The 25,305-nt window shown below is 73.4% G+C and carries 25 protein-coding genes; 20 read left to right on the forward strand and 5 right to left on the reverse strand.

Features of this window, described 5'->3' with window-relative positions; translation table 11 throughout:
- The first annotated feature begins 36 nt into the window (after positions 1–36).
- The 4 genes from ACILRH_RS08685 to ACILRH_RS08700 are packed head-to-tail and all read left to right on the forward strand — an operon-like array spanning position 37 to position 2,652.
- Positions 37–783: an SDR family oxidoreductase gene (locus ACILRH_RS08685; RefSeq protein WP_395692442.1), complete on the forward strand. Its 747-nt coding sequence runs from the start codon at positions 37–39 to the stop codon at positions 781–783.
- Positions 729–1,607 carry an NAD(P)-dependent oxidoreductase gene (locus ACILRH_RS08690; RefSeq protein ID WP_395692444.1) on the forward strand — a complete coding sequence of 293 codons (879 nt, stop codon included), beginning with the start codon at positions 729–731 and terminating at the stop codon, positions 1,605–1,607. The genes ACILRH_RS08685 and ACILRH_RS08690 overlap by 55 nt, the downstream gene beginning before the upstream one ends.
- The gene (locus ACILRH_RS08695; protein ID WP_395692446.1) at positions 1,604–1,990 is read left to right on the forward strand and encodes a carboxymuconolactone decarboxylase family protein; all 387 of its coding nucleotides are present in this window, start codon (positions 1,604–1,606) and stop codon (positions 1,988–1,990) included. The genes ACILRH_RS08690 and ACILRH_RS08695 overlap by 4 nt, the downstream gene beginning before the upstream one ends.
- Positions 1,987–2,652, forward strand: coding sequence for a PaaI family thioesterase (locus tag ACILRH_RS08700; RefSeq protein WP_395692448.1), 666 nt, complete (start codon positions 1,987–1,989; stop codon positions 2,650–2,652). Before ACILRH_RS08695 ends, ACILRH_RS08700 begins: the two co-directional genes overlap by 4 nt.
- Positions 2,653–2,809: 157 nt before the next feature.
- On the opposite strand, the gene ACILRH_RS08705 is transcribed toward ACILRH_RS08700, so the two are convergent.
- A complete protein-coding gene (locus tag ACILRH_RS08705; protein ID WP_395692449.1) occupies positions 2,810–4,039 on the reverse strand; it encodes a hypothetical protein in 1,230 nt (409 codons plus the stop codon).
- Between the two features lie 139 nt (positions 4,040–4,178).
- On the opposite strand from ACILRH_RS08705, the gene ACILRH_RS08710 reads away from it, so the two are divergent.
- From ACILRH_RS08710 to ACILRH_RS08730, 5 genes are all read left to right on the forward strand, one after another.
- The gene (locus tag ACILRH_RS08710) at positions 4,179–5,009 is read left to right on the forward strand and encodes a class II glutamine amidotransferase (protein ID WP_395692450.1); all 831 of its coding nucleotides are present in this window, start codon (positions 4,179–4,181) and stop codon (positions 5,007–5,009) included.
- 66 nt (positions 5,010–5,075) lie between these two features.
- Positions 5,076–6,068, forward strand: coding sequence for a TIGR00341 family protein (locus tag ACILRH_RS08715; protein WP_395692452.1), 993 nt, complete (start codon positions 5,076–5,078; stop codon positions 6,066–6,068).
- A gap of 73 nt (positions 6,069–6,141) precedes the next feature.
- Entirely contained in the window at positions 6,142–6,468 is a 327-nt protein-coding gene (locus ACILRH_RS08720) for a type II CAAX prenyl endopeptidase Rce1 family protein (RefSeq protein WP_395692454.1), read from the forward strand.
- 168 nt (positions 6,469–6,636) lie between these two features.
- Positions 6,637–8,658 carry an acyltransferase family protein gene (locus tag ACILRH_RS08725; RefSeq protein ID WP_395692455.1) on the forward strand — a complete coding sequence of 674 codons (2,022 nt, stop codon included), beginning with the start codon at positions 6,637–6,639 and terminating at the stop codon, positions 8,656–8,658.
- Positions 8,659–8,762: 104 nt separating this feature from the next.
- Entirely contained in the window at positions 8,763–9,311 is a 549-nt protein-coding gene (locus ACILRH_RS08730) for a response regulator transcription factor (RefSeq protein ID WP_395692456.1), read from the forward strand.
- A gap of 4 nt (positions 9,312–9,315) precedes the next feature.
- Here the strand turns inward: ACILRH_RS08730 and ACILRH_RS08735 are convergent, their stop codons facing one another.
- The 3 genes from ACILRH_RS08735 to ACILRH_RS08745 all read right to left on the reverse strand — a co-directional run bounded on the left by ACILRH_RS08735 (position 9,316) and on the right by ACILRH_RS08745 (position 11,415).
- On the reverse strand, positions 9,316–9,567 hold the full coding sequence (locus tag ACILRH_RS08735) for a hypothetical protein (protein ID WP_395692458.1): 252 nt from the start codon (positions 9,565–9,567) through the stop codon (positions 9,316–9,318).
- 61 nt (positions 9,568–9,628) lie between these two features.
- Positions 9,629–10,198 (reverse strand): TerD family protein, encoded by a 570-nt coding sequence (locus tag ACILRH_RS08740; RefSeq protein WP_395692460.1) that lies wholly within the window; start codon positions 10,196–10,198, stop codon positions 9,629–9,631.
- Positions 10,195–11,415: an MFS transporter gene (locus tag ACILRH_RS08745; protein WP_395692462.1), complete on the reverse strand. Its 1,221-nt coding sequence runs from the start codon at positions 11,413–11,415 to the stop codon at positions 10,195–10,197. The genes ACILRH_RS08740 and ACILRH_RS08745 overlap by 4 nt, the downstream gene beginning before the upstream one ends.
- A 134-nt stretch (positions 11,416–11,549) precedes the next feature.
- On the opposite strand from ACILRH_RS08745, the gene ACILRH_RS08750 reads away from it, so the two are divergent.
- The 7 genes from ACILRH_RS08750 (at position 11,550) to ACILRH_RS08780 (ending at position 19,293) form a co-directional block, all read left to right on the forward strand.
- Positions 11,550–12,641 carry a phosphatase PAP2 family protein gene (locus ACILRH_RS08750; protein ID WP_395692463.1) on the forward strand — a complete coding sequence of 364 codons (1,092 nt, stop codon included), beginning with the start codon at positions 11,550–11,552 and terminating at the stop codon, positions 12,639–12,641.
- The gene (locus ACILRH_RS08755; RefSeq protein ID WP_395692464.1) at positions 12,638–14,422 is read left to right on the forward strand and encodes an MFS transporter; all 1,785 of its coding nucleotides are present in this window, start codon (positions 12,638–12,640) and stop codon (positions 14,420–14,422) included. The genes ACILRH_RS08750 and ACILRH_RS08755 overlap by 4 nt, the downstream gene beginning before the upstream one ends.
- Positions 14,423–14,447: 25 nt before the next feature.
- Entirely contained in the window at positions 14,448–15,467 is a 1,020-nt protein-coding gene (locus ACILRH_RS08760; RefSeq protein ID WP_395692466.1) for an LLM class flavin-dependent oxidoreductase, read from the forward strand.
- A gap of 50 nt (positions 15,468–15,517) precedes the next feature.
- Positions 15,518–15,733 carry a heavy-metal-associated domain-containing protein gene (locus ACILRH_RS08765; RefSeq protein WP_395692468.1) on the forward strand — a complete coding sequence of 72 codons (216 nt, stop codon included), beginning with the start codon at positions 15,518–15,520 and terminating at the stop codon, positions 15,731–15,733.
- Positions 15,730–16,578, forward strand: coding sequence for a hypothetical protein (locus ACILRH_RS08770; RefSeq protein ID WP_395692470.1), 849 nt, complete (start codon positions 15,730–15,732; stop codon positions 16,576–16,578). The genes ACILRH_RS08765 and ACILRH_RS08770 overlap by 4 nt, the downstream gene beginning before the upstream one ends.
- Positions 16,575–18,791 carry a heavy metal translocating P-type ATPase gene (locus ACILRH_RS08775; RefSeq protein WP_395692471.1) on the forward strand — a complete coding sequence of 739 codons (2,217 nt, stop codon included), beginning with the start codon at positions 16,575–16,577 and terminating at the stop codon, positions 18,789–18,791. Before ACILRH_RS08770 ends, ACILRH_RS08775 begins: the two co-directional genes overlap by 4 nt.
- A gap of 67 nt (positions 18,792–18,858) precedes the next feature.
- Positions 18,859–19,293, forward strand: a complete 435-nt coding sequence (locus tag ACILRH_RS08780) for a MarR family winged helix-turn-helix transcriptional regulator (protein WP_395692473.1) — start codon at positions 18,859–18,861, stop codon at positions 19,291–19,293.
- Here the strand turns inward: ACILRH_RS08780 and ACILRH_RS08785 are convergent.
- On the reverse strand, positions 19,266–20,705 hold the full coding sequence (locus ACILRH_RS08785) for an MFS transporter (RefSeq protein WP_395692475.1): 1,440 nt from the start codon (positions 20,703–20,705) through the stop codon (positions 19,266–19,268). The genes ACILRH_RS08780 and ACILRH_RS08785 overlap by 28 nt on opposite strands.
- Positions 20,706–21,221: 516 nt before the next feature.
- Between ACILRH_RS08785 and ACILRH_RS08790 the strand changes: the two genes are divergently transcribed.
- From ACILRH_RS08790 to ACILRH_RS08805, 4 genes are all read left to right on the forward strand, one after another.
- A complete protein-coding gene (locus ACILRH_RS08790; RefSeq protein ID WP_395692476.1) occupies positions 21,222–23,354 on the forward strand; it encodes a DEAD/DEAH box helicase in 2,133 nt (710 codons plus the stop codon).
- 79 nt (positions 23,355–23,433) lie between these two features.
- Positions 23,434–23,946, forward strand: coding sequence for a sigma-70 family RNA polymerase sigma factor (locus ACILRH_RS08795; RefSeq protein ID WP_395692478.1), 513 nt, complete (start codon positions 23,434–23,436; stop codon positions 23,944–23,946).
- Positions 23,943–24,635 carry an anti-sigma factor family protein gene (locus ACILRH_RS08800; RefSeq protein WP_395692479.1) on the forward strand — a complete coding sequence of 231 codons (693 nt, stop codon included), beginning with the start codon at positions 23,943–23,945 and terminating at the stop codon, positions 24,633–24,635. The genes ACILRH_RS08795 and ACILRH_RS08800 overlap by 4 nt, the downstream gene beginning before the upstream one ends.
- Before the next feature lie 192 nt (positions 24,636–24,827).
- Positions 24,828–25,226: a hypothetical protein gene (locus ACILRH_RS08805; protein ID WP_395692481.1), complete on the forward strand. Its 399-nt coding sequence runs from the start codon at positions 24,828–24,830 to the stop codon at positions 25,224–25,226.
- Positions 25,227–25,305: the final 79 nt, after the last annotated feature.

Here is a 25,305-nt window from a genome sequence, read left to right on the forward strand (position 1 = left end):
TATCGAGACCCCTGAGACGAAAGGCAGCAGCAACCCATGAGGTTCCAGGACAAGGTCGTCGTCGTCACCGGCGCGGCGCAGGGCATCGGCGAGGCGTACGCGCGGGCGCTGGCGGTCGAGGGCGCCGCGGTGGTCGTCGCCGACCTCAACACCGACTCCGGCGAGCGGGTGGCGGGGGAGATCCGCGAAGCCGGTGGGCGGGCCCTGTTCGTGCGCACCGACGTCTCATCCCACGAGTCCGCCGCCGCCCTGGTCGAGGTGACCGAGGCCGAGTACGGCGGCATCGACGGTCTGGTCAACAACGCGGCGATCTACGGCGACATGCAGTTCGACCTGCTCATCAGCGTGGACTGGGACTACTACCGCCGCTTCATGTCGGTGAACATGGACGGGGCCCTGGTGATGACCCGCGCGGCGTACGGGTCCATGCAGCGCCGAGGCGGCGGCTCGATCGTCAACCAGTCCAGCACCGCGGCCTACCTCTACTCGGGCTTCTACGGATTGGCCAAGGTGGGCGTCAACGGTCTGACGCAGCAGCTGGCGCACGAGCTCGGGGGCATGGGCATCCGGGTCAACGCGATCGCGCCCGGCCCCACCGACACCGCCGCGACGCGGACACAGGCGGGCGACGCCGCGAAGGAGCTGGTCAAGAACCTCGCGATCAAGCGGATGGGCCAGCCGGAGGACATGGTCGGCGCCTGCCTCTTCCTGCTCTCCGACGAGTCGTCGTGGGTGACCGGGCAGATCGTCGCGGTCGACGGCGGACAGACGTTCCGGCCATGATCACGTCACGCCACCTCCGGGTCGGCTTCGTCGGGCTCGGCAACATCGGGAAGCCGATGGCGCTGCGGCTGGCCGCGGCGGAGGGCATCGACGTCCGCGTCCACGACGTCGTGCCCGAGCCCGTCGAGGAGCTCGTCGCGGCCGGCGCGACCGCGGCGGGGAGTGTCGGGGAGCTCGCCGCGCAGGTCGACGTGGTGTGCGTGATGGTGCGCGACGACGACCAGGTGCGCGCGGTCGCCGGCGAGGTCGGGCCGGACCCGGTGCTGGTCGTCCACTCGACGGTTGCTCCCGGGACGCCCGCCGAGCTCGCGGCGGCGGGGCACCGGGTGCTGGACGCCCCCGTGTCGGGCGGCCCGATGGGGGCGGCCGCAGGGTCGCTCGCGATCCTCGTGGGAGGTCCGGACGACGCCTTCGAGACCGCCCGCCCAGCGCTGGAGGCGATGGGCTCGAAGGTGGTGCACGCCGGACCGGTCGGTGCCGGCACCCGCTTCAAGCTGGCGCGCAACCTGCTGCACTTCGTGTCCTTCACCGCAGCCATGGAGGCCTCGCGCCTCGCCGAGGCCGCGGGGCTCGACGTCGCTGAGCTGGGCCGGGTGGTCCGGCACACCGACGCGATCACGGGTGGCCCGGGGGCGATCATGCTGCGCGACACGACCGCGCCGATCGCGCCGGATGACTTCTGGCACGGCGTGATGGAGCACGTGGTGGCGCTGGGCGAGAAGGACCTGACGTTCGCGATCGCGCTCGCCGACGAGCTCGGCGTCGACGTACCCATGGCGCGGGACGCGCTGCCGAGGCTGGGGAAGGAGCTGGGACTGGCATGAGCAAGTTCGACGACCTGCCGGAGGTGCGGCGGCGGGGGCTGGAGCGGATGGAGCAGGTCTACGGGTTCGACATGACCGACGGCAGTGGCGACTTCTTCCGCTACACCGCCGACCACCTCTTCGCCGACATCTGGAACCGGCCCGGCCTCAGTGACCGCGACCGGCGCCTGCTGCTGATCGGGCTGCTCGCCGGCAGCGGCGGTCACGACGTGCTGACCATCCAGGTGCCTGCGGCGTACGCCGCCGGGGAGCTCGACGAGGACGAGCTGCGCGAGATCGTGATCTTCCTGTGCCACTACGCCGGGTGGCCCAACGGCGCGCGGCTGAGCTCGATCGTGGAGGACACGATCGCGAAGGCGCGCCGGCGCGGCGCCGACGGATGAGCCTGGGCAGCTTCGTCCACGACGAGACGCCGACCGCCGAGGTGGACCGGCTCGAGGCGCTGCACCGTGGGCTGGCGGACGCGGTGCGGTCGCTGGTCGACGCGACCATCCGCACCACGGTGGCCGAGGACGAGGTGCGAGCGGTGCAGGCCGAGGTCGAGGCGCTGACGGCGCGGCTGCGGGCCGCGGAGCTCCCCGGCCCCGCGGGCGTGCGCTACAACTCCGAGGGCCGGAGCTGGAGCTGGGGCAACGCGGTCGTCGGCCAGCGCAACGCCGTGGCGGTGCCGATGGAGGTCGTCCACGACTCCTCGGGCCTCGTGCACGCCGACGTGGTGCTCGGCGCGGCGTACGAGGGCCCGCCCGGCCTGGTCCACGGTGGCGTGACCGCCCTCCTGCTCGACCACCTGATGGGGGAGACCGCCAGCGGGCACCGGCGGGTGACCTTCACCGGCACCCTGACCCTGCGCTACCGCCGCGGCACGCCGCTCGGACCGGTGCGCCTCGAGGGCCGGGTGGTCCGCGAGGAGGGCCGCAAGGTCGTGGTCGAGGCCACCGTCGCCGACCCCGACGGTGTCACCGTCGAGGCCGAGGGCCTCTTCGTCGTCCCGCGCTGGGCCGCGGGCGAGGAGGCCGAGCGGCTGATCGACGCGCTGGGGGAGTGACCTGTGCCGGGGCGGGAGGCCGGGGCCGGGAGGCGGGAGGCCGGGAGGCCGGTCAGGCTCAACCTGTCGTTGTCAGGCGTTGCAACCCCTGACAACGTCACGCAACCCCTGACAACCCCGGATGAATCCCCGGCTGACCGGGGATTCATCCGGCCCCTCAGGCCGTGAAGATCGGCAGCGACCGGCGCGGCTCGAAGCTGAAGCGGGCGCCGCCGCTGAGCCTGGCGACCGCGACCTCGCCGGCCTCGGGGGCGGCGACGTCGGTGCGGACGACGGTCGCGACCCACTCGGTCGCGGAGCCGGTCACGTCGACGTCGAGGTGCGGGTCGACCGCCCGGACGACCGCCTGCAGCGGTGCGGTGCTGCCCGGTCCGCAGAGCGCGATCCACGCGCCGTCCTCGTGCGCCGGTGACCGTCGGACCGTGACCGTGGCGCCGTCGCGGGCGAGGTCGACGTACGCCGCCGGGTTGGCCAGCGGGTGCAGCTCGAGCAGGCGCGCCGCGCCCTCGGGGGTGGCGGGCAGGCCGAGCGCCCGGTGGAGCCGCTCGGCGGTCAGTCCGGCGTGCCCGGTCAGCTGACGCACCGCGATCCGTCGGGCGGTCGCCTCGTCGGTGGTGCGGGCCCGCACGGCCAGGAGGAACGACAGGTTGAGCAGGTGCATCTGCAGGCAGACCTCGTCGGCGATCCGGACCAGCGCCGAGTGCGAGAACGCGGTGAAGTCGACGTCGTCGACCAGCGGTCCGCTGTAGTCGGCCAGGCCCGGCTGGCTGCGGTCTACCTCGGCGAGCTCCAGCCCGGCGGCCCGGCTGCGGGCGTTCACCGCGAGCGCCGGGATCGGCTGGACCTCCGGGGAGTCCGCGTCGATGGTGACGGTCCAGGCGCAGTGCGGCTGCCGGTCGGCGGGGTGCCGCGGTGGGCGGTGCACGGGGCGCACCCGGGCCCGGGGATTGGTGGCGACGGCGGTCGCGTCGAAGGTGGGGTCCTCGATGTCGTGGCACATCGCCCGTACGTAGGACTCACCCATCGGCTCGACGTCCAGGAGCGCGCCGCAGTGGTCGAGGTGGAACGCGCCGTGGTCACGGTCGGTCACGGAGTAGCGGAAGTCCATGAACTGCGGGGGCGCGCCGATCTCCAGCTGCATGCCCTTGAAGATCGTCACGACGTCGTCGCCCTCGAACCGCAGCGCCCGCTGCATCCGGCGGGTGTAGAGGGGGCTCGCGCCGGCCCACTCCTCGATGGCGACGTCGGTCATCCCCTGCTGGCCGAACGCCTCGATGCAGAACGCCATGCCGGCCCGGTCGATGAGGTGGCCGGTCAGCAGCAGCTCGGGGACCAGTCCGGCCAGCGCGCCGTGGGTGAGGTCGGCGTAGCGGCTGGACGTGACCACCACGCGATTCGAGCAGGTGTTCAGACAGGTGTCAAGCAGGTGCTTCGGGGTCGGGACCATGGCCTCTAGGAGCGGCCGGTCCCGCGGAGGACAGTCGGTCCGAGAGCCGGGTCGGGCGACCCGGGGCAGGAGGCAGGACATGTGTCGATGGTTGGCCTACTCGGGCGCGCCGGTGCGACTGGAGGAGCTGCTGTTCAAGCCGAAGAACTCCCTGGTCATGCAGAGCATGCACTCGCAGCTGGGGGCGACCACGGTCAACGGCGACGGCTTCGGCATCGGGTGGTACGACGACCAGGGCCGGCCCGGTGCCTACCGCAGCACCGAGCCCGCGTGGAACGACCGCAACCTGCGCGACCTGTCGGGGGTCACCTCCTCGCGGCGGGTGTTCGCGCACATCCGGGCCACCACGGGGACCGCGGTGCAGCAGTCGAACTGCCACCCCTTCCGCCACGAGAACTGGCTGTGGATGCACAACGGCGTCATCGGGGACTTCCACCTCGTCAAGCGCGACCTCGCGGTCGCCGTCGACCCGGCGCTGTTCGCCGACATCGAGGGCTCCACGGACTCCGAGCTCTTCTTCTACCTCGCCCTCAGCTTCGGGTTGCGCGACGACCCACCTGCCGCGGTCGCCCGCGCGGTCGGGGTCATCGAGGAGGCCGGGCGCCGCCACGGCGTGCAGCAGCCGATCCAGATGACGGTCGCGACCACCGACGGGTCGACCACCTGGGCGTTCCGCTACTCCAGCGTCCACGACTCGCGGTCGCTGTTCCACAGCACCGACGTGTCGACGCTGCGCGACCAGTACCCCGACAACCCGATGTTGCACGAGCTGTCCGACGACGCGCGGCTCGTGGTCTCCGAGCCCCTGGGCGACCTGCAGGGTGCGTGGCGCGAGGTGCCCGAGTCGTCATACGTCGTCGTGCACGGTGCGGGCGAGGACCTCGGCTCGTTCGCGCCCGTCGCGCCGTAGGAGGTGTCGCCCTGAGATCTCGGGCAATCCTCGGTGCGTCCCTAGCGACTCGTCGAGAATGACGCCGTGTCCCGGAACATCCGTGCCCGCCTCGTCCCCCAGCAGCAGCGACGCACCCTCGAGCAGCTGACCGACGACCTGGTGCTGCGGCAGGGGGACCGTCGGTCGAAGACCACGGCCTTCTGGACGATGCTCGTGCTGTCGTCGGTCATCGCGACCGCCGGCGTGCTCACCGACTCCACGGCGACTGTCATCGGCGCCATGATCATCGCTCCGCTGTCGACCCCGATCATGGGGCTGGCCCTCGCTGCGGTGAAGGGGCAGCGCAACGGGTCCTTGTTCTACGTGTCGGTCGGGGTCGTGCTGGTGGTCGCCGTCGGTGTGCTGTTCTCCCTGGTCCCCAACACCGAACCCCTCGCCGACAACGGCCAGATCACCTCGCGCGTCTCGCCGAACCTCATGGACCTGGTGGCCGCCGTCGCGACCGGGCTGGCCGGGGCGGTGGCGCTGGCCCGGCGCGACGTGGCCGCCGTGCTGCCGGGAGTCGCGATCGCGATCTCGCTGGTCCCGCCGCTCGCGGTGGTGGGCGTGTGCCTGGGCGACGGTGAGGTCGAGTGGGCGCTGGGTGCGCTGCTGCTCTTCGTGTCCAACTTCGTCGCGCTCGTCCTCGCGGGCGTCTTCGTCTTCACGGTCCTGGGATACGAGAAGGAACCGGCCGGCGCCGCACACTCGCTCCGGCGCCAGTACCTCAAGCTCGGCGCGCTCCTCGTGCTCGTCCTCGTGCCGCTCGGTCTCAACACCCTCGGTGTCTGGCTGGTCGCGTCGTGGACCTCGACCGTCGACGCGGAGGCGACCCGATGGCTGGCGAGCGAGCCCAAGGCCCGCGTGACCGGAGTCGACCACGACGGCATCACGTTCGTCATCCACGTCGAGTCGCCGGACGAGCTGCCGTCCTCCGACACCCTCCTCGAGCGGCTCAACGGGAGGGTCCCGAGCGGCCTCAAGGTGGAGGTCGATCTCGTCCACGGCGAGACCATCGACGTCGGCACGGTGTCGTAGGCGGACGTGACGACCCCCGAGTCGCCTCAGAAGACGAGCGCCCCGGTGGAGATGAGCGTCAGGCCGGCGGCGCTTGCTGCTCTTCGGCCTCATGCACCTGCCCAACTGGGTCTTCGGGGGTGGACCGGCCGCAGTCGGCCAGGTCGGGCTCGCCTTCCTCTCCGGCACCACCTTCTACCTGCTCCGCCGTGGCACGGGGACCCTGCTGCTCGCGATGGTCCTGCACGGCTTCTGGGACTGCGCAGCCTTGGTGGACACCGGCGGCGCGATCCTGGCGTTCGTCAACATCCCGGTCGGCATCGCCTCCGTCGTCCTCGCCCTCGTCCTGACCCGGCTCGATCGCGACGAGCCGACGTTGGCGCCGTACGCCGTCGCGGCGCGGCAGCCGGTCGCCGCCTGACGCCATGGGCACCGGGCGACGGCGCGCCCTCCCGATGCGGCCGCGCGTGACCCTCATGCTGGGGAGGACCGGTGGGCTGGCGGGCGCGGGTGCGACCTCGGTACGGTCGTGCCCCCTGGTGGGCACCTGCCCGGCCGCACCGACAACGACCGTCGACCAGGAGCCCAGATGCCCCGCCCCGTAGGGACGAACCCGGAGCAGGCCGGCAGCTACGTGCCCGGCCTCGACGGGCTGCGGGCGCTGGCAGTGGTTGCGGTCCTCGGCTACCACCTCGGGGTGCCGTGGATGAGCGGCGGCCTCCTCGGGGTCGGCATGTTCTTCACGCTCAGCGGTTTCCTGATCACCCGGATCCTGGTCGCCAGCCACGACCGCACCGGGAGCTTCCAGCTCAAGCGGTTCTGGGTGCACCGTGCCCGGCGGCTCCTGCCGGCGGTCGTGCTGGTGCTGGTGACCGTCCTCGCCGGCACGGCGCTGGTCGACCGGGCTGCGCTCGGCCGCCGCTGGGGCGAGTCCTGGAGCGCCTTGGTCTATGTCGCGAACTGGCACACGATCGCGCGGGGTGACACCTACTTCGACCGGTTCGCGGGGCCCGGGCCGCTGGACCACCTGTGGTCGCTGTCGGTCGAGGAGCAGTTCTACCTCCTCTGGCCGCTGCTCCTGGTCGCGATGTTCCGGCTCCGGTTCACCCGGGCCCAGGTCGTGGCGACCACCGTCGCCGGGGCGGCCGCCTCCTTCGCGCTCCTGTCCCTCCTCGCCGTGCCGGGCTTCGACCACACCCGCGCGTACGAGGGCACCGACACCCGGGCCGGCGGCATCCTCGTCGGAGCCGTGCTCGCCCTCTGCTGGCCGCAGGTCGTCGCGGCTGTGGACCGCAGTGCGGCGGTGCGGTACGCCGTGCAGGTCGCCGGCGTCCTCGGTCTCGTCGTCGCCGGGTGGCTCGTCGCCGGCACCGACGACTACTCGCTCGGCCTCTACGACTGGGGCATCCTCGTCCTCTCGGTGGCCACCGCTGCCGCGGTCGCGGCGGTCGCCGTCCCGGGCGGCGTGCTGAACCGAGCACTCGGCCTCGAGCCGCTGCGCTGGATCGGTGAGCGCTCCTACGGCATCTACCTGTGGCAGATGCCGATCGTGGTGGCGATCGGCACGACCGCGGTCGCCGGGAGCCGCGCCCTGACGTCGGTCGTCCTCGTGGGTGCCACCCTGGTGCTCGCCGAGCTGTCGTGGCGGTTCGTGGAGGATCCGATCCGTCGCCACGGCTTCGTCGGGGCGTTCCGCCAGATCCGCCAGGTCACCGTGCCTCCGGTGCGCGGCACCGTGCGGGTGCTCCGGGTCCCGGTCCTGCCGGTGAGCGCCGCGTGCCTCGTCCTCCTCGGGACGCTCGTGCTCGTGCCCTGGCAGCACGACGACGGCGCGGCACCTGCCCAGGCCGCCCTCGCCGGCTCGGGGCTGCCACCGGTCCCACCCGACGTCGGCACGGTCGTGGACCCCGACCCGGTGCCGTCACCGCCCGTCCGGGCACACGCCGGGTCGGCGGCGGGCACCCGCCGGGACCAGCCGCTGCAGACCTCGTGCCGGGCGGTCGCACACATCGGCGAGTCGACCTCGATCGGCCTGGTCGACCCGGCGTACCTGCCGCAGGCCGCACTGCGGCTGCCGGCCCGCCTGGAGAGCCACGGCGTCCGACGGGTTCGCACCGACATCCGCGGAGCGCGCTCGATCGTCGAGCGCTGGCACGACGAGCCGAACGCGGAGGACGCGGTCCAGGCCCTGCGGGCGTCGGGCTACACCGGGTGCTGGACGGTCGCGATGGGCACCAACGACGCGGCCAACCAGGCCGTGGGCGGCGTCCACCCGTACGCCGAGCGTATCGACCTCCTCATGCACGCCATCGGCCACGAGCCGGTCCTCTGGCTGACGGTCAAGAGCCGGCTGGACAGCGGCCCCTACGACGACGCCAACATGCGGGCCTTCGACGACGCGCTGCTGGACGCGTGCCGACGGTACCCCGATCTGCGCGTCTACGACTGGCGCTCCGAGGTGCGCGACAGCTGGTTCGTCTCCGACGGGATCCACTTCACCAGTGCGGGGTACGCCGCGCGCGCGGCGCGGATCGGCAACGCGCTCGCCCGGGCCTTCCCCGCGGGCGGGACGCCCGCCCCGGGCTGCGTGGTCGGCTCTGGTCTGGACTAGTCGCGCGCCATCCCATCCGCGGCCGACGGGACGACGAAGCACCGGGTAGAACGGTCTCGGAGGGAGTCGTCGAGGGAGCGAGGGTGCGCAGGCAGGCGCCAACGGTGGTCGTCGTCAGTCGGTTCCCGGTCGTCAGGGCCGGGTTGTCGACCCTGCTCTCCGCCACCTCCTCCGGCAGGCTGCGCGTGCTCGAGGGCCCGCCGCGGGGCCGGGACCCCGATGTCGTGGTGCACGACCTGGACGGGATCGACGACCGGCCGACCGACCTGGGTGCTCTCGCCGCGACGAGCGCGGTCGTCGGCCTGCAGCCGGCCGGACGGCCCGACCTCGCCCAGCTCGCGCTCGACCTCGGAGCCGTCGCGGTGGTGCCGTTCACCGTCGAGGGCGCCGAGCTGCTGGAGGTGGTCGAGCGACTGGTCGGCCTGGGCACCGCGACGGAGGTCGTGCAGGACCGCCTCGGGCTCTCCGGCCGGGAGAAGGAGATCCTGCGGCTGATCGCGCGCGGGCGCACCAACCCCGAGATCGCCGACCAGCTCTACCTCAGCATCAACAGCGTGAAGTCCTACATCCGCTCCGCCTATGCCAAGCTCGGCGTGACCCGCCGCTCGGAGGCGGTCCGGTGGGCGGTCGAGAGCGGGCTGGTCGACCGGTAGCCGGTCAGGACACGCACAGCCCGACGACCGCGGCGGGCAGGGCGACCAGCGCGAGGTTGCACATCAGGTCGAAGGTGATCCGGTCGCGCCAGCCGACGGCGGCCACGACGGTGCCGAGGACCAGCGCGGTCGCGAACCCGGGTGCCTCGCCGAGGGCGCTGCCGGCGGCGCCCCACGCGACGAGCGTCCCGATGACGAGGACCACCGCCCACATGATGGTGCGGTCCGTCGTCGGGTCCGTGCCGTGGACTGCCATGCCCGTCGGTACCCGCTGCCGCAGGCCCCGACACGTCCTGCCTGGACCACCGGTGGTCGGATCAGAGGAACGGGCGGAGCTTCGCGGTCGCCTGCGACGGGACGGTCACGGCGATCCCGGCACCGACCGCCCGGACCCGCCAGCCCTCGGGGTCGCGCGCGAGCACCGCCATCACCAGGCCGGTCTCGGGGACCCCTCCGGTCAGGGAGATGCGAGCCAGCTCGACGTCGCTGTCGTCGTCGACGAGTCGGCAGTAGGCGTGCCCGATCCACTCCAGGCTGTGACCCTGGTAGCTGCTGACGAGGAGCACGATCCGGTCCACGGGCGGGTGCACCCGGCCGAGGTCCACCGTCACGACCTCGTCGTCGCCGTCGCCCCGCCCGGTCAGGTTGTCCCCGAGGTGCACCACCGAGCCGTCGCGGGTCCGCAGGTTGTTGTAGAAGGCGAGGTCGAAGAGCTGGTCACCGGTGAACTGGACCGCCGACGCGTCCAGGTCGATGTCGGGCAGGCCGCTGCCGGCAGCTCCCGCGGTGCGGGACTTGTCCCATCCCAGGCCCATCCGGAGGTGGGTGACCGGCGCACCCTCCTCGGTGGCCAGCACCAGCTCCTCGCCCCTGCTCAGCTCGATCACGGTCCGAACCTATCCCGCTCCCGGACGGCGAGCAGGAGAGTCGCCAAGGACGCCACCTGCAGCACGGCGACCACCGCGACCAGCGCGCCGAGGTGGTCGGCGTACAGCAGTCCGGCGAGGCCCCCACCGATCAGCGCTGCGCCGCCCTGGGCGGCGGCGAAGACGCCGTACGCCGTCGCCAGCGACCCGGCCGGGACCAGGTCGGCCACGAGCGCCTTGACCGTGGAGTCCTGGACCCCGGTCGCGACCCCCCAGACGGCGACGCCCAGGAGCACGACCGCGAGCCGGTCGGCGAAGACCAGTGCCGGGACCACGGCCACGAGCAGGGGGAGGGGGTAGAGCACCCGCGCGCCGGACCGGTCGTAGAGGCCCCCGGTCGCCAGAGCCGCGACGGCCTCCACGGCCATCGCACCGGCGTACACGACGGGGGCCCAGGCGAGCGGCACCAGTCCGGTGTCGACGAACGCGTAGGAGATGAGCCCGAAGGTCATCAGGCCCAGGGTGCTCGCGGAGCACGAGAACGCGAACAGCCGGAAGGAGCGGGGGAGCGGAGGCCGAGCGGGGCGACCGGCCGAGACCTCCTCGGCCTCGTGCGGCTGCGGCGGCTCGGCCGGTGCGTGCCGGCGCAGGCGGGCGAGCAGCACCAGCGAGACGACGCCGGGCACGGCGAGCACGAGGAAGCCGAGGGCCAGCTGGCCGGTGAGCGCGGCGACACCCGCGACGACCAGCGGGCCGGCGAACGCGCCGACCTGGTCGAGGGCCTTGTGCACCGCGAAGCCGCGGCCTCGACCCACCGGCACGGCCATCGTGGCGAGGAGCGTCGACTTCGAGGGTGAGCGGATCGCCTTGCCGGCTCGCTCGGTCAGCATCAGCAGGCTGGCGGCGGCGACGGCCGCGGCCCCCAGCAGCGGGGTGACCGCGAGGAGCGGCACGCAGACCGCGGTCAGCGCGTAGCCGAGGGTCGTCAGGCCCCAGTGCCGCCCGGTCCGGTCGGCGACCGGACCGGTGACCAGCCGGAGCCCGAGTGCGATCGCCTCGCCGGCACCGGTCACCAGGCCGACGGTCAGTGCGGAGGCGCCGAGCTCGCCCAGGAACGGTCCGGCGGCCGACCGCATGCCCTCGTAGACCATGTCGGCCGCGAGCGAGACCAGGCCGAACGCGACGACCGCACGCCACGGCGTCCAGTCGTGCTCGCCCCGGGTCCTCACCTCGGTCACCCGTCCAGTCTCGACCACGACCGGCCCCGAGCCGCAGCCGGCCACTCTCCGGAGCGGTGGGCGTTGATGCCGGTGGCGGGGCTCCCGGCCGGTAGCCTCGGCCTCGTGGCAGTGGTGACTCGGACGGGTGCCCGGTGAGCGCGGACGAGCAGGTCCGCCCGCTGACGGAGCCGACCGGTGGGACGGGCGGGGGTCGCGCGACGGCGCCCGCGGACCCGCCGCGCCGCGAGGTCCTCCGGCTCACCCTGGCGCTCTGGTCGGTCGCCCTCGCCTTCGGCGTGGTCACGCTGGCCCGCTCCCAGGCCGTCGGGATCCCGCTGCGCGACCCCGACGGCCGGATGTTCCTGGGCCGGATGCAGAGCGCCTTCACCCTGCTCCTGGTGCTGGTCCTCGTGGACGCGGCGGTGCGGGCGTGGTGGTCGGAGCGGTCGCTGCGCGGCCTGGTGGGCGGCTTCGTCGACTCGCTGCGGCGACGGTGGACGGTGCGGCGCACGTTCCTCGCGGTGTCCGGGCTGGTCGCCTACCACGTGGTCTACGTCTGCTACCGCAACCTGAAGAGCTGGGACGCGTTCAACCGTGACCGGGACCAGGCGCTGCACGACCTGGACCGCACCCTGTTCCTCGGGCACGACCCCGCCGCCCTGCTGCACGACCTGCTCGGCACCGGCCACGCGGCCACCGTGCTGGCCTTCTTCTACGAGTCGTTCGTGTACGTCGTCGTCGCGGCCGTCGTCGGCACGATCGCGCTCCTGCCCCGCATCAAGGACGCCTACGTCATGCTCGTCACCGGGACGTGGGTGTGGATCCTCGGCGTGGCCTCCTACTACCTGGTGCCCAGCCTCGGTCCGTTCGCGACGTCGCCGGAGGACTTCGCCCGGCTCCCCGTGACGGGGGTGTCGACCGCGCAGGCGGAGTACCTGGTCGACCGCGCCCACCTGCTCGCCGACCCGGCCGCGCCGGACGCGTTCGCCAGCATCTCGGCGTTCGCCAGCCTGCACACGGCGTTCACCTGCGCCATCCTGCTCGTGGCGCTGCACCTGCGGCTGCGCTGGCTCAGCGCCGTGATGTCCGCCTACCTGTTCCTCGTCGTGCTCGCGACCATCTACTTCGGCATGCACTTCGTCGTCGACGACGTCGCCGGTGTCGCCATCGCGGTCGTGGCCGTCCTGCTGGCCCGGCTCACCGTGCACTGGCCCCACCTGGACGACCGGGGCAGGACCGGATGACGCTGGTCCAGCGTCCGGCGCTGGTGACCGACCGCATGCGCGCGGTCCCACCGGTGCTGCTCGCCGTCCTCGTCGCGGCCGTGCTGCACCTGCTGTGGTGGCAGTTCATCGCCACGTCCGGCGGCGACATCGCCGCCCAGGACGCCTGGGCGGAGTTCGCGAGGACGCACCCCGACAGTGCCTACAACCTCGCGTGGTACGGCGGGATGCACCCGGTCTCCTACAGCGTGGTCTCGCCCTACATCATGGCCCAGGTCGGCGTCCGGGCGACGATGATCCTGGCCGGCACCCTCTCGGCGGGTCTGCTGGCCTGGCTGGTCGTCAGCCGCAGCGACGACAAGAACCGCTGGGTCGTCGCGGTCTACGGCGCGGTCGCACTGGCCGGCAACGCCCTGTCCGGCCGGGTGACCTTCGCCCTGGGCACGCTCTTCGCGCTGGCCGCCCTCTGCGTCGTCTTCGCCTGGCCGCGCCCCTCGACGTCGACCGCCGAGCGATGGGTCCGCGGTGGTCTCGCCGCGGGCGCCAGCGGGCTCGCGACAGCGGCGAGCCCCGTCGCCGGTGCGTTCCTGGGCCTGGTGGCCGCGACGCTGTGGCTGCGGCGGCGCCGGCCGGCGGCGTACGCGCTCGGGGTCCCGCCCGTGGTCGTCGTCGCGGCCTCGGCCCTGCTGTTCCCCTTCTCGGGCCGGCAGCCGATGGCGTGGTACTCCACGATCCTCCCGATCGCGATGGGCGTCGCGGTCGTCATCCTCACCCCGCGCAGCTGGCGCACCGTCCAGTTCGGTGCGGCGCTCTACGTCGTCGCGGTGGTCGGTGCCTGGCTGGTGCCCTCACCGGTTGGCACCAACGTGTCACGGCTCGGGCTGCTCTTCGGGGGCGTCGTGCTGGTCGCGGCGGTCACCCTCGGCGCCTGGCGCAGCTCGTGGGTCGGCCGCCGCTACGGCACCCGCGCCGCCCAGGTGCTGCTCGCCGTCGCCCTGATCACCTCGACCACCTGGCAGGTCGCCTACGCGGTCCGCGACGTGGTCAGCTCCGCGCCGCCGGAGTCGTTCACCTCCGACCTGGCACCGCTGCTCGCGCAGCTCGACTCCCGCCAGGCCGCTCTGGCCCGGGTGGAGGTGGTCCCGACCAAGAGCCACCGCGAGGCCGCGGCCCTCGCGCCGCACGTGCCGCTGGCCCGCGGGTGGAACCGGCAGGCGGACGCGGAGCGCAACCCGCTGTTCTACCGTGACCGTCCGCCGCTGACCGCGCGGGCCTATCACCACTGGCTGCACCGGTGGGCGGTGGGCTACGTCGTGCTGTCGACCTCCGCGACGCCGGACCCGGCCGCGGCGCAGGAGGCGGAGCTGGTCGCGAGCGCGCCGCCGTACCTCGTGCGGGTCTGGTCCGACGACGACTGGGTGCTCTACCACGTCCGCGACGCCACGCCGCTCGTCACGCCGCCGGCGCAGGTGGTCTCCTACGACGCCGCCCAGCTGACGATCAGGACGCCCGGCCCTGCGCGGGTCGTGGTGCGGATCGCCGACTCGCCCTGGCTGAGTCTGGTCGACGCGGACGGCGAGCCGCTGCCGTCCGCGGAGTCGAGCGACGGCGCGGGAGCGGTCGCCGATCCCGAGGCGCAGGCCTGCCTGAGCAGCCTGGCGGCCGAGCTGCCGCAGGAGTCGCCGCGCTCGCTGCGCGACAACTGGCTGGTCCTGCACGCGCCCGCGGCGGGCACCTACCGGATCGCGGCGCCCTACAAGCTGCCGCGCGGCTCGACCTGCCCGACCGCCCCGGAAGATTGAGCGTTCAACGAGCGTTGGTGCGGCCATGAAGAAGATCGGGTTCCTGTCCTTCGGGCACTGGTCGCCGTCCCCCCACTCGCAGACCCGCTCGGCCGCCGACGCGCTGCTGCAGTCGATCGACCTGGCCGTCGCCGCGGAGGAGCTGGGCGTCGACGGCGCGTACTTCCGGGTCCATCACTTCGCCCGGCAGCTGGCCTCGCCGTTCCCGCTCCTGGCGGCGGTCGGCGCGCGCACGAGCCGGATCGAGATCGGCACCGGGGTGATCGACATGCGCTACGAGAACCCGCTCTACATGGCCGAGGACGCGGGCGCAGCCGACCTGATCGCGGGTGGTCGCCTGCAGCTCGGCGTCAGCCGCGGGTCACCGGAGCAGGTGATCGACGGCTACCGCTACTTCGGCTACGCGCCATCCGAGGGCTCCGACCACGCCGACATGGCCCGGGAGCACCTGCGCGTGTTCCTCGAGGTCGTCGACGGCCGCGAGTTCGCCCAGCCCAACCCGCGTCCGATGTTCCCCAACCCGCCGGGACTGCTGCGCGTCGAGCCGTACTCGCCGGGCCTGCGCGAGCGGATCTGGTGGGGTGCCGGGAGTCGCGCCACCGCGGAGTGGACGGGCCGGCAGGGCCTGAACCTGATGAGCTCGACGCTGCTCACCGAGGACACCGGTGTGCCCTTCCACCAGCTGCAGGCCGAGCAGGTCCAGCGGTTCCGCGACGCCTGGGCCGAGGCGGGGCACGAGCGCGAGCCCCGGGTCTCGGTCAGCCGGAGCATCTTCCCGATCGTCAGCGACGCCGACCGGGCGTACTTCGGCCACGAGTCGCGCAGCCAGGACCAGGTCGGCCACCTCGAGGGCGGGCCGGCGCGGTTCGGCAAGACCTACGCCGACGAGCCGGACCGCTTGGTCGCGGCGCTCGTCGAGGACGAGGCCGTGGCCGCGGCGGACACGCTGCTGCTCACCGTCCCGAACCAGCTCGGGGTCGACTACAACGCGCACGTGCTCGAGAGCGTGCTCACCCATGTGGCACCTGCTCTCGGCTGGCGCTGACGACGTGACCCCCGGTTGAGAGTGATACCCCTGGGGGGTATATTGCGAGCATGGCTGAAGACCAGTACGTCTCGTCCTACACCGTCACCGGGATGACCTGCGGCCACTGCGTCGCGTCGGTGACCGAGGAGGTCCAGGAGGTGCCCGGGGTGACCGCCGTCGACGTCGACCTCGCGAGCGGGTCCCTCACGGTCACCGCCTCCGGGCCCGTCGACCCCGAGGCCGTGCGAGCCGCGGTCACCGAGGCCGGCTACCAGCTGGCATGAAGGCCGCTGCTCGGGTCGCCGGGTTCGTCGGCGGTCTCGTGGTCGTGCTCGGGGTGTCGTGGGCGGCCGGGGCGGCAGTCGGACCGGTGGTCGACGACCCTGTGCCGGCCGGCCACGCGATGCCGGCGGCCGGAGACGACGGACACCAGGAGGCGGCCTCCGGCGAGCATCTCCCCGGCGGCCTCGCGGTCGCGCAGGACGGCTACCGGCTGGTGCTCGCCGACGGCGTGCTGCCGGCCGGCCGACAGCGGGTCGCGTTCACGGTGGTCGGCCCGGACGGGCGGCCCGTGACGTCGTACGACGTCGCCCACGAGAAGCGGCTGCACCTGGTCGTGGTGCGCCGCGACCTGACCGGCTTCCGGCACGTCCACCCGGTCCTGGACCGGGCGACCGGCGAGTGGTCGACCGAGGTCCCCCTGGCCGCCGGGGCCTGGCGGGTGCTGGCCGACTTCGTGCCGGCCGGTGGGGAGGACCTGGTGCTGGGCGCCGACCTGCTGGTCCCGGGCCGGTTCGCGCCGGCTCCCGCGGCGCCGGTGACCCGCACGGACACCGTCGACGGCGACACCGTCACCGTCGACGGGGACCTGGTCGCGGGTGAGCACTCGATGCTCACGATGGCGGTCACGCGCGACGGAGCGCCGGTGACCGACCTGGAGCCGTACCTGGGTGCCGCCGGCCACCTGATCGCGCTGCGGGAGGGTGACCTCGCCTACCTCCACGTCCACCCGGGCGACGGCCTGGAGTTCGGCGTCGAGGTGCCGAGCTCCGGCACCTACCACCTCTTCCTCGACTACGCCCACGACGGTGCGGTCCGGACGGCTCATCTCGTCCTGGAGGCGTCATGAGCGAGACCGAGCTGCTGCTCACCGGGATGACCTGCGCGTCCTGCGCCAACCGGATCGAGCGCAAGCTCAACAAGGTCGAGGGCGTGACCGCCACGGTCAACTACGCCACCGAGAAGGCCAAGGTCAGCTTCGATGACTCCATCACCACCGACGACCTGATCGCGGCGGTCGAGGCTGCGGGCTACGGCGCCCGGCTCCCGGTGCCTCGCGTCCCCGAGCAGCCCGACGAGGACGACGAGGCCCCCGAGGTCCGGGCGCTGCGGCAGCGACTGGTCGTGTGCGCGGTGCTGTCCGTGCCGGTCGCCCTCCTCGCGATGGTGCCGGCCTGGCAGTTCACCTACTGGCAGTGGGCATCGCTGACGCTGGCGGCGCCGGTGGTGGTGTGGGGCGCCTACCCGTTCCACCGGGCCGCCTGGACGAACCTGCGGCACGGCACCTCGACGATGGACACCCTGGTCTCGATGGGCGTGCTGGCCGCGTTCGGCTGGTCGCTCTACGCGCTGTTCCTCGGCGATGCCGGCGAGCCCGGGATGACGCACCCGTTCGAGCTCACCGTCGAGCGCTCGGGCGGGAGCGGCAACATCTACCTCGAGGCCGCGGCCGGGGTCACGACGTTCATCCTGGCCGGCCGGTTCTTCGAGGCTCGCGCCAAGCGCCGTGCCGGGGCGGCCCTGCGCGCCCTGATGGACCTGGGCGCCCGCGACGTCGCGGTGCTCCGGCAGGGCGTGGAGCTGCGGGTGCCGGTCGACCAGCTCGTGGTCGGTGACCTCTTCGTGGTGCGGCCGGGGGAGAAGGTGGCCACCGACGGCGTCGTCGAGGAGGGCACCTCCGCCGTCGACGCGGCGATGCTCACCGGTGAGTCCGTGCCGGTGGAGGTCGGCCCGGGCGACCCGGTCACCGGCGCCACCGTCAACGCGGGCGGGCGGCTGGTCGTGCGCGCCACCCGGGTCGGGTCCGACACCCAGCTGGCCCAGATGGCCCGCCTGGTCGAGGAGGCGCAGAACGGCAAGGCCTCCGCCCAGCGGCTGGCCGACCGGATCTCCGGGGTGTTCGTGCCGGTCGTGATCGCCCTGTCCGTGGCGACGCTGGGCTTCTGGCTCGGCACCGGCGCCGGGGCCACCGCGGCCCTCACCGCCTCCGTCGCGGTGCTCATCATCGCCTGCCCGTGCGCGCTCGGCCTGGCGACACCGACCGCCCTGATGGTCGGGACGGGCCGGGGCGCGCAGCTGGGCATCCTGATCCGCGGCCCGGAGGTGCTCGAGCAGACCCGCACGGTGGACACGATCGTGCTGGACAAGACCGGCACGGTCACCACGGGCCGGATGTCGCTGACGGCGGTGACCGCGGCCGAGGGCGAGGACGGCGCCGAGGTGCTCCGCCTGGCCGGGGCGCTCGAGGACGCCTCCGAGCACCCGATCGGCCGGGCGGTCGCCGACGCCGCGCGCGAGGCGGGGCCGCTCCCCGCCGTCGACGGCTTCACGAACGTCGAGGGGCTCGGCGTCCAGGGCGTCGTCGACGGCCACGCCGTGCTGGTCGGCCGACCCGGTCTCCTCGCCGAGTGGTCCCAGCACCTCCCGGCGGACCTCGAGCGCGCGCTCGCCGACGCACAGGCGGGGGGCAGCACGGCGGTCGCCGTCGGCTGGGACGGTCGCGCCCGTGGAGTGCTGGCGGTCGCCGACCGGGTGAAGGACACCTCGGCCGAGGCCGTCGCCCTGCTCCGCGACCTCGGGCTGCGCCCGGTGCTGCTGACCGGCGACCACGAGAGCGTGGCCCGGGCCGTCGCGGCCGAGGTCGGCATCGAGCCGGACTGCGTGGTCGCCGACGTGCTGCCCGCGGACAAGGTCGAGGTGGTCCAGCGGCTGCAGGCCGAGGGTCGGGTGGTCGCGATGGTCGGCGACGGCGTCAACGACGCGCCGGCGCTCGCCCAGGCCGACCTCGGGCTCGCGATGGGCACCGGCACCGACGTGGCCATCCAGGCCAGCGACCTCACCCTCGTCCGCGGTGACCTGCGGGTGGCCGCCGATGCCATCCGGCTGTCCCGGCGCACGCTGCGGACGATCCAGGGCAACCTCGTCTGGGCCTTCGGCTACAACGTCGCCGCGATCCCGCTGGCCGCCGCCGGCCTGCTGAACCCGATGATCGCGGGTGCCGCCATGGCGTTCTCGTCGGTCTTCGTCGTCGGCAACAGCCTGCGGCTGCGCCGGTTCCGCTGACGGCGCCGCTGCCCGACGTGCCGCTGGGCAGGAGCCCCGGGCCCGTCGGGACAGTAGGGTCGCACGCGTGGACGACGAGGCCCGGGTGCGTGCGCTGGGCACCGAGGTGATGCGGCTGACCCGGCGCCGCGCGACGACGTACCCGGGCTCCGTCCTCGACGAGTCGGCGTTCCGGATCCTGATGGTGCTGGTCGAGGAGGGCCCGCGGTCGCTGCGCGAGCTCGCCCTGGAGCTGCAGGTCGAGCAGTCGACGATCAGCCGGCAGGTCACCGCGGCACTGGGACACGGTCTGGTGGAGCGGTACGGCGCGTCACCGCGCCGGGTGCGCCCGACCGAGCAGGGTCGCGACGCCTACCGTCACGACGGCCGGCTGCGCGGCGCGGTCTGGAGCTGTGCCCTCGAGGCGCTCGGGACGGAGCGGGGCGAGGCCCTGGTCGCGAGCCTGCGCGACCTCAACGACGCCCTCGACCGGGCTCACGCCGCGGTGCGCACCTCGCGCTGAGCAGGCGCCGGTCGGTCGACGGTCCGCCGCGGGATGGCTGCAGCGAGCGCGACGCCGGCGAAGGCGGCGACCGCCCCGGCCACGAAGCAGAGCTGGAAGGCGCCCATCGTCGGCACCTCCACGCCGGGTGCCAGCGCCATCGTGCCGCCGGTGAGGATGGTGCCCATCACAGCGGCCGCCAGCGTCGTGCCCACCGATCGCATCAGCGCGTTCAGGCCGACCGCGGACGCCGCCTCGCGCATCGGCACGGCGTCCAGGATGAGGGTCGGCATCGCGGCGTACCCGATCCCCACGCCCGCGCTCGCGATGCACGAGGCGACCAGGAGCTGCCACGGGGCGTCCATCAGGAAGAACGCCACCAGGTAGCCCGCGCCGAGGACCGTGCCGCCGATCATCAGGGTCACCTTGGCGCCGATGGTCCGGATCAACCGGCTCGAGACCGGTGCGAAGAGCATCATCATCAGACCGCCGGGAGCCATCCAGAGCCCGGCCTCGAGGATGGTCTGACCGAGGCCGTAGCCGGTGGCGATGGGCATCTCGAGCAGCTGGGGCACGACGACGGCCTGCGCCATCATCCCGAAGCCGATCGCGACCGCCGCCACGTTGGTCATCAGCACCGGGACCTGGGCGGTCGTGCGCAGGTCGACCAACGGATCGTCCTGGCGCAGCTCGTAGGCACCCCAGACCAGCAGCACCGCGATGCCCGCCACGATCGCGGCCCAGGTCCGGGCGTCGCCCCAGCCCCACGTGGTCGCCTTGGAGATGCCGACCAGCAGCGAGACCAGGCCCACCGCCAGGCCAAGCCCACCGACGACGTCGAGGCGTCCCGGCTGGGCGTCGTGCACGTGCGGCACCACGAACCAGGTCAGCGCCGTGACGGCGGCGGCCAGCCCGGTGGCGACCCAGAACAGGTCGTGCCAGCTGCCGGCGTCCACGATCCAGGCCGACAGGGGGAGGCCGATCGCACCACCCACGCCGAGTGTCGCGCTCATCGCCGCGACCGCGGTGGCGGTCAGGTGCGGCGGGGTGATCTCGCGCATCAGCGAGATGCCCACGGGGATGAACCCCATCGCCATGCCTTGGAGCGCCCGGCCGACCAGCAGCGGCGCGAGGGTGTCGGACAGCGCGCAGACGAGCGACCCGACCACGAGGATCGCCGAGGTGCTCACCAGCACCCGCTGCTTGCCGAACAGGTCCGCCAGCCGCCCGGCGACCGGCATCGAGACGGCGGCGGCCAGCAGCGTGACGGTCACGACCCACGCGGCGTTCGCCGCCGAGGTGTGCAGCAGGTCGGGCAGCTCGGCCTGGATCGGGATGACCAGGGTCTGGGTCAGGGACGCCGCGAGGCCGCCGAAGCAGAGGACGGCGACCGCCAACCGCGGGCGGCCGGAGCCGGGGGAGTCGTCGGGCACCGATGCATCGTACATATGATTGCCGCTGACAACTATCCGGTGGTGGCGGCTTCCGGTGTGGTGTGCGCCACCCGGCGGGACGCCGACCGGAGCACGCTGGACCCGGACCGGCCGCCAGTCGTCGAGACACCCCACGTTTGGTCACCAACCGCAGGTTCTCGGGCTCGAGTCGGGGGGTTGGTCACCAAACGTCGCCATTTCCGGCACCGGCATGGTGACGAGCCGACCCGCTGGGTCCGCAGGGATGGCCACCGGCGGCCACCCGGCTGCTAGCATGGCGGCGAGCCGACGGCAGCGCGCGACAGCAGCGTGGCCCCGGCGCATGCACCGTGGGAGCACGTCGCGGGGCCCCACCCCGACCCGGTCGGCCACGATCGTCCATCCGCGATCGTCCACCGAGACGCCTCCCCAGCCGTTTGCACAGCCGTTCGCACAGCCGTTCGCTGGGGCCGCCCGGACCCGGCGGACGTCGTACCACCCAGATCATGACGTCCGGGCACTCCGGAGGAGGGGTCCTTGGCTCGACAGGGCCAGCGCCAGCAGGCGAACCGTCGTACGCCCGCGCGCAACCAGCGCCGCGGTCGTGCCCTCGACAACGAGGGCATCATCCCGGTGCTCGCCCGCGCCGTGCGGGAGGTGGAGACCGCGGTCCAACGGGGCAACGTCAACGACTCCACCCGCACCAAGTTCCAGGTCGTCGCGCTGCTGGTGCGCGAGGAGCGGGCCAGCCTGAAGGCCGACCAGGAGGCCACCGAGGCGCACCGGGCCGACCAGCTCAAGCGCCTCGACGGGATCGCGACGATCCTCGCCAAGACGGCCGCCGTGCACCCGTCCCTCCTGGCCCTGCTCGCGGAGGACTCCGAGGTGTCCGACGACGCCCGGGCGCTGCGCCGCCGGATGCTCGGCCAGGCCGGCATCGAGGTCCCCGAGGAGGTCGTCGCCGAGCCCGACCCCGATGCCGCGCCGGTCACCAGCCGGCGGGTCGTCCCGCAGTCGGTGGTCGCCCGCCAGCTGGCCAACCCGTTCCTGGTCCCCGACTTCACCGTGGTCCGGCCCGGCAGCGGGCGGCCCCGCCGGCTGGCCGGCTGGGAGCTGCTCGGGCCGCTGTTCCGGTCCTTCGAGTACGCCAGCAACGGCGTCTCCTGCATGCCGCTGCCCGAGCCCGAGCCCGTCCGCCTCCCCGCGGGCCGCGAGCTGATGCACCACCAGGCGCAACTGGTCGCCTCGGCCGCGGACGGTCACCGCACCTTCCTGCTGGCCGACGAGCCCGGCCTGGGCAAGACCGCCCAGGCGCTGCTCGCCGCCCAGGCCGCGGACGCCTATCCGCTGCTGGTCGTCGTGCCGAACGTCGTCAAGATGAACTGGGCCCGCGAGGTGGGTCTGTGGACGCCGGAGCGCTCGGTGACCGTCATCCACGGCGACGGCGAGGACGTCGACGGCTTCGCCGACATCTTCGTGGTCAACTACGAGATCCTCGACCGCCACGTCGGCTGGCTCGGCAACCACGGCATGCGCGGCATGGTGGTCGACGAGGCGCACTTCATCAAGAACAAGTCCTCCCAGCGCTCCCAGCACGTGCTGCACCTGTCGGACCGGATCCGCAGCCGCTTCGGCCGGCCGCTCCTCATGGCGCTGACGGGCACCCCGCTGATCAACGACATCGAGGACTTCCAGGCGATCTGGGAGTTCCTGGGCTGGATCGACGAGAAACGCCCCCTCGGTGGCCTGATGGACCGGCTCGAGGACACCGGCCTCACCCCGGCCGACCCGGGCTTCTACCCCAACGCTCGGCGTGCGGTCGTCGACATGGGCATCGTGCGGCGTCGCAAGATCGACGTCGCCGCCGACATCCCGGCCCGGCGGATCGCGGACCTGCCCGTCGAGCTCGACGACGAGGCCGGCCGCTCGATCCGCGCGGCCGAGCGCGAGCTCGCCCGCCGACTGGTGGAGCGCTACGAGATGGCGCTGGCCACCCGCAAGGAGGGCCGCACCGTCGAGGGCATCGACCACGACCTGGTGCGCCGCGTCGCCACGTGGGAGCGCGAGGACATGGACACCTCGACCGGCGAGAACGTGTTCAGCATGATGCGCCGCATCGGTGCCGCGAAGGCCGGGCTGGCTGCCGACTACGCGGCCCAGCTGGCCCGCAGCGTCGGCAAGGTCGTCTTCTTCGCCAAGCACATCGAGGTCATGGACGCCGCCGAGGAGACCTTCGCCGCCCGCGGGCTGCGCTACTCCTCGATCCGTGGCGACCAGACGACGACGGTCCGCCAGCGCAACATCGACGCGTTCACCAACGACCCGGAGGTCGCCGTCATCGTCTGCTCGCTCACCGCGGCCGGCGTCGGCGTCAACCTCCAGGTCGCCTCGAACGTCGTGCTCAGCGAGCTGTCGTGGACCGACGCCGAGCAGACCCAGGCGATCGACCGGGTGCACCGGATCGGCCAGGAGGAGCCGGTCACGGCGTGGCGGATCATCGCCTCGCAGACGATCGACACCCGCGTCGCCGAGCTCATCGACAGCAAGGCCGGGCTCGCCGCGGTCGCTCTGGACGGGTCCGACGAGGAGGTCGGGTCCTCCGTCGACGTGCAGCTCGAGGCCCTGGTCGCGCTGCTCACCGCTGCTCTCGAGGAGCGGCTGGCCGCCTGAGCGGCCGCTCCGCCGCCGTACGGCGGGGGGCGGACTGAACCACCGGGGCCCCGCGCCCGTGAGAGGGGTGGGAGGTGTGATGGACGGGAGTCCGGTGGTGACGATGACGCGGCTGCACGACGAGCACGCCGCGGCGCTCTGGGGCTACTGCCTGGGTCTGACCGGCCACGACCGGGCCAGGGCCGAGGACGTCGTGCAGGAGACGTTCCTGCGCGCCTGGCGGAGCCTGCCCAAGCTCGACGAGTCCACGGGGTCGGTGCGGGCGTGGCTGTTCACCGTCGCGCGGAACCTGGTCATCGACGAGTGGCGCACCAAGCGCGCCCGCAGCGAGCTCAGCGTCGCCGACGTGCCCGAGACGCCGACCGGCGCCGAGCAGACCGACCAGCTGCTGCAGTCCTGGGTGGTCGCCGAGGCGCTCACCCGGCTGTCCGACGACCACCGGGCCGTGCTCCTGGAGTGCTACTACCGCCAGCAGTCGGTCGCCGAGGCGGCCCGGCGCCTGGGCGTGCCGGAGGGGACCGTGAAGTCACGCACCCACTACGCGCTGCGCGCCTTGCGGCTCGCTCTCCAGGAGATGGGGGTGGTGGCGTGAGCGCGTGCCCCGAGAGCCACCTCGATGGTGCCTACGTCCTCGGTGCCCTCGCGCCCGACGAGCGGCTGGCCTACGAGCGGCACCTCGCCGGGTGCCCCACCTGCTCGGCGGCGGTCCGCGACCTCGCCGGGCTCCCGGGCCTGCTCGCCCAGGTCTCGGCCGACGTCGTGGAGTCCGCTCCCGAGCCCGAGCCGGTGCCGCCGACGCTGCTGCCCGCCCTGGTCCACGAGGTACGCCGCCGGCAGCTGCGCCGGCGGTGGGCGGTCGGGCTGGCGGCGGCCGCGGCGGTCGTGGTCGTCGGCGCCGGGTCGGCGGTCCTCGTCTCGACGTCCGGTGACGACGGGGCGCCGCCGCAGGCAGCCCCGTCGCTGGCGCCCGCCCGCGAGATGGCCCAGGTCGACCAGAGCGCCGTCGACGGCGACCTCGCGCTGACCCCGGTCGCGTGGGGGACCCGGGTCGACCTGACCTGCGCCTACGACGAGCCGACCCCGACGTACTCGGAGCAGCCGCACACCTACGCCCTGGTCGTCCGCACCCGCGACGGCGGGTCCGAGCGGGTCGCCACCTGGAAGGCGCTCCCGGGCCGGACGATGCACGTCACCGGCGCGACGGCGCTCACCACCGCCGAGATCGCCTCGGTCGAGGTCCGCACCGAGACCGGGGCCCCGGTCCTGCGCCTCACCAGCTGAGCCGACTCGGCGCCACTGCCGCGCCGTGAGGGGTCGAGTCGGCGCCACTGCCGCGCCGTGAGGGGTCGAGTCGGCGTGAATGCGGTCCAGGTCAGGGCTGACACGCCCGCCGGAGCGCAGTAGGTTCGGTGCTCGTCGAGGCCCCCGGCCTCGGGTCCCGGGACACGCGACCGTCGTCCGGAAGGCACCGGGATGAAGCTGAGGATCGCCGCCGCCGTCGCCCTGCTGGTCGCGGCCGCCGGCCTGCTGGCAGCCGGACCGACCGCGAGCGCCGGCACGACGCCGCTGCCGGCGACGATGCGCAGCGGGGTGGCGCTGGAAGGCCACTACGCCGGCCGGGACGGGCACGGCAACCACATCCGCTTCAACTACCGGCACGGCCGCGTCGACCACTTCCGGATCAACCACCTCGACATCGGCGGGGCTGACGTGTCCCACGCGCGTTGGTCGACCAGCTGCGCCGACGCGTACTACTGCTCGTGGGGTGAGTGGACGACGAGCCACGCGGTCAAGGGCGCGTGGAACCAGGGCACGCACGGGGGCACCGCCCGTCACTTCCACGCGCACTGGGTCAGCTCCCACCCGAGCTGAGCCGACTCGGCGCCGGTGCGGCGCGCAACCTCTGCACTCACGCCGAGTCGGGCTCTTGTTGACATGCATTCACGCCGAC

It is taken from the genome of Nocardioides sp., assembly GCF_044226765.1.
Lineage (GTDB): Bacteria > Actinomycetota > Actinomycetes > Propionibacteriales > Nocardioidaceae > Nocardioides.

Coding starts and splice junctions, on each gene's coding strand:
- ACILRH_RS08770 (WP_395692470.1), top strand. CDS start 15,730: ATGAAGGCCGCTGCTCGGGTCGCCGGGTTCGTCGGCGGTCTCGTGGTC.
- ACILRH_RS08805 (WP_395692481.1), top strand. CDS start 24,828: ATGAAGCTGAGGATCGCCGCCGCCGTCGCCCTGCTGGTCGCGGCCGCC.
- ACILRH_RS08685 (WP_395692442.1), top strand. CDS start 37: ATGAGGTTCCAGGACAAGGTCGTCGTCGTCACCGGCGCGGCGCAGGGC.
- ACILRH_RS08695 (WP_395692446.1), top strand. CDS start 1,604: ATGAGCAAGTTCGACGACCTGCCGGAGGTGCGGCGGCGGGGGCTGGAG.
- ACILRH_RS08700 (WP_395692448.1), top strand. CDS start 1,987: ATGAGCCTGGGCAGCTTCGTCCACGACGAGACGCCGACCGCCGAGGTG.
- ACILRH_RS08760 (WP_395692466.1), top strand. CDS start 14,448: ATGAAGAAGATCGGGTTCCTGTCCTTCGGGCACTGGTCGCCGTCCCCC.
- ACILRH_RS08755 (WP_395692464.1), top strand. CDS start 12,638: ATGACGCTGGTCCAGCGTCCGGCGCTGGTGACCGACCGCATGCGCGCG.
- ACILRH_RS08710 (WP_395692450.1), top strand. CDS start 4,179: ATGTGTCGATGGTTGGCCTACTCGGGCGCGCCGGTGCGACTGGAGGAG.
- ACILRH_RS08765 (WP_395692468.1), top strand. CDS start 15,518: ATGGCTGAAGACCAGTACGTCTCGTCCTACACCGTCACCGGGATGACC.
- ACILRH_RS08735 (WP_395692458.1), bottom strand. CDS start 9,567: ATGGCAGTCCACGGCACGGACCCGACGACGGACCGCACCATCATGTGG.
- ACILRH_RS08775 (WP_395692471.1), top strand. CDS start 16,575: ATGAGCGAGACCGAGCTGCTGCTCACCGGGATGACCTGCGCGTCCTGC.
- ACILRH_RS08725 (WP_395692455.1), top strand. CDS start 6,637: ATGCCCCGCCCCGTAGGGACGAACCCGGAGCAGGCCGGCAGCTACGTG.
- ACILRH_RS08795 (WP_395692478.1), top strand. CDS start 23,434: ATGGACGGGAGTCCGGTGGTGACGATGACGCGGCTGCACGACGAGCAC.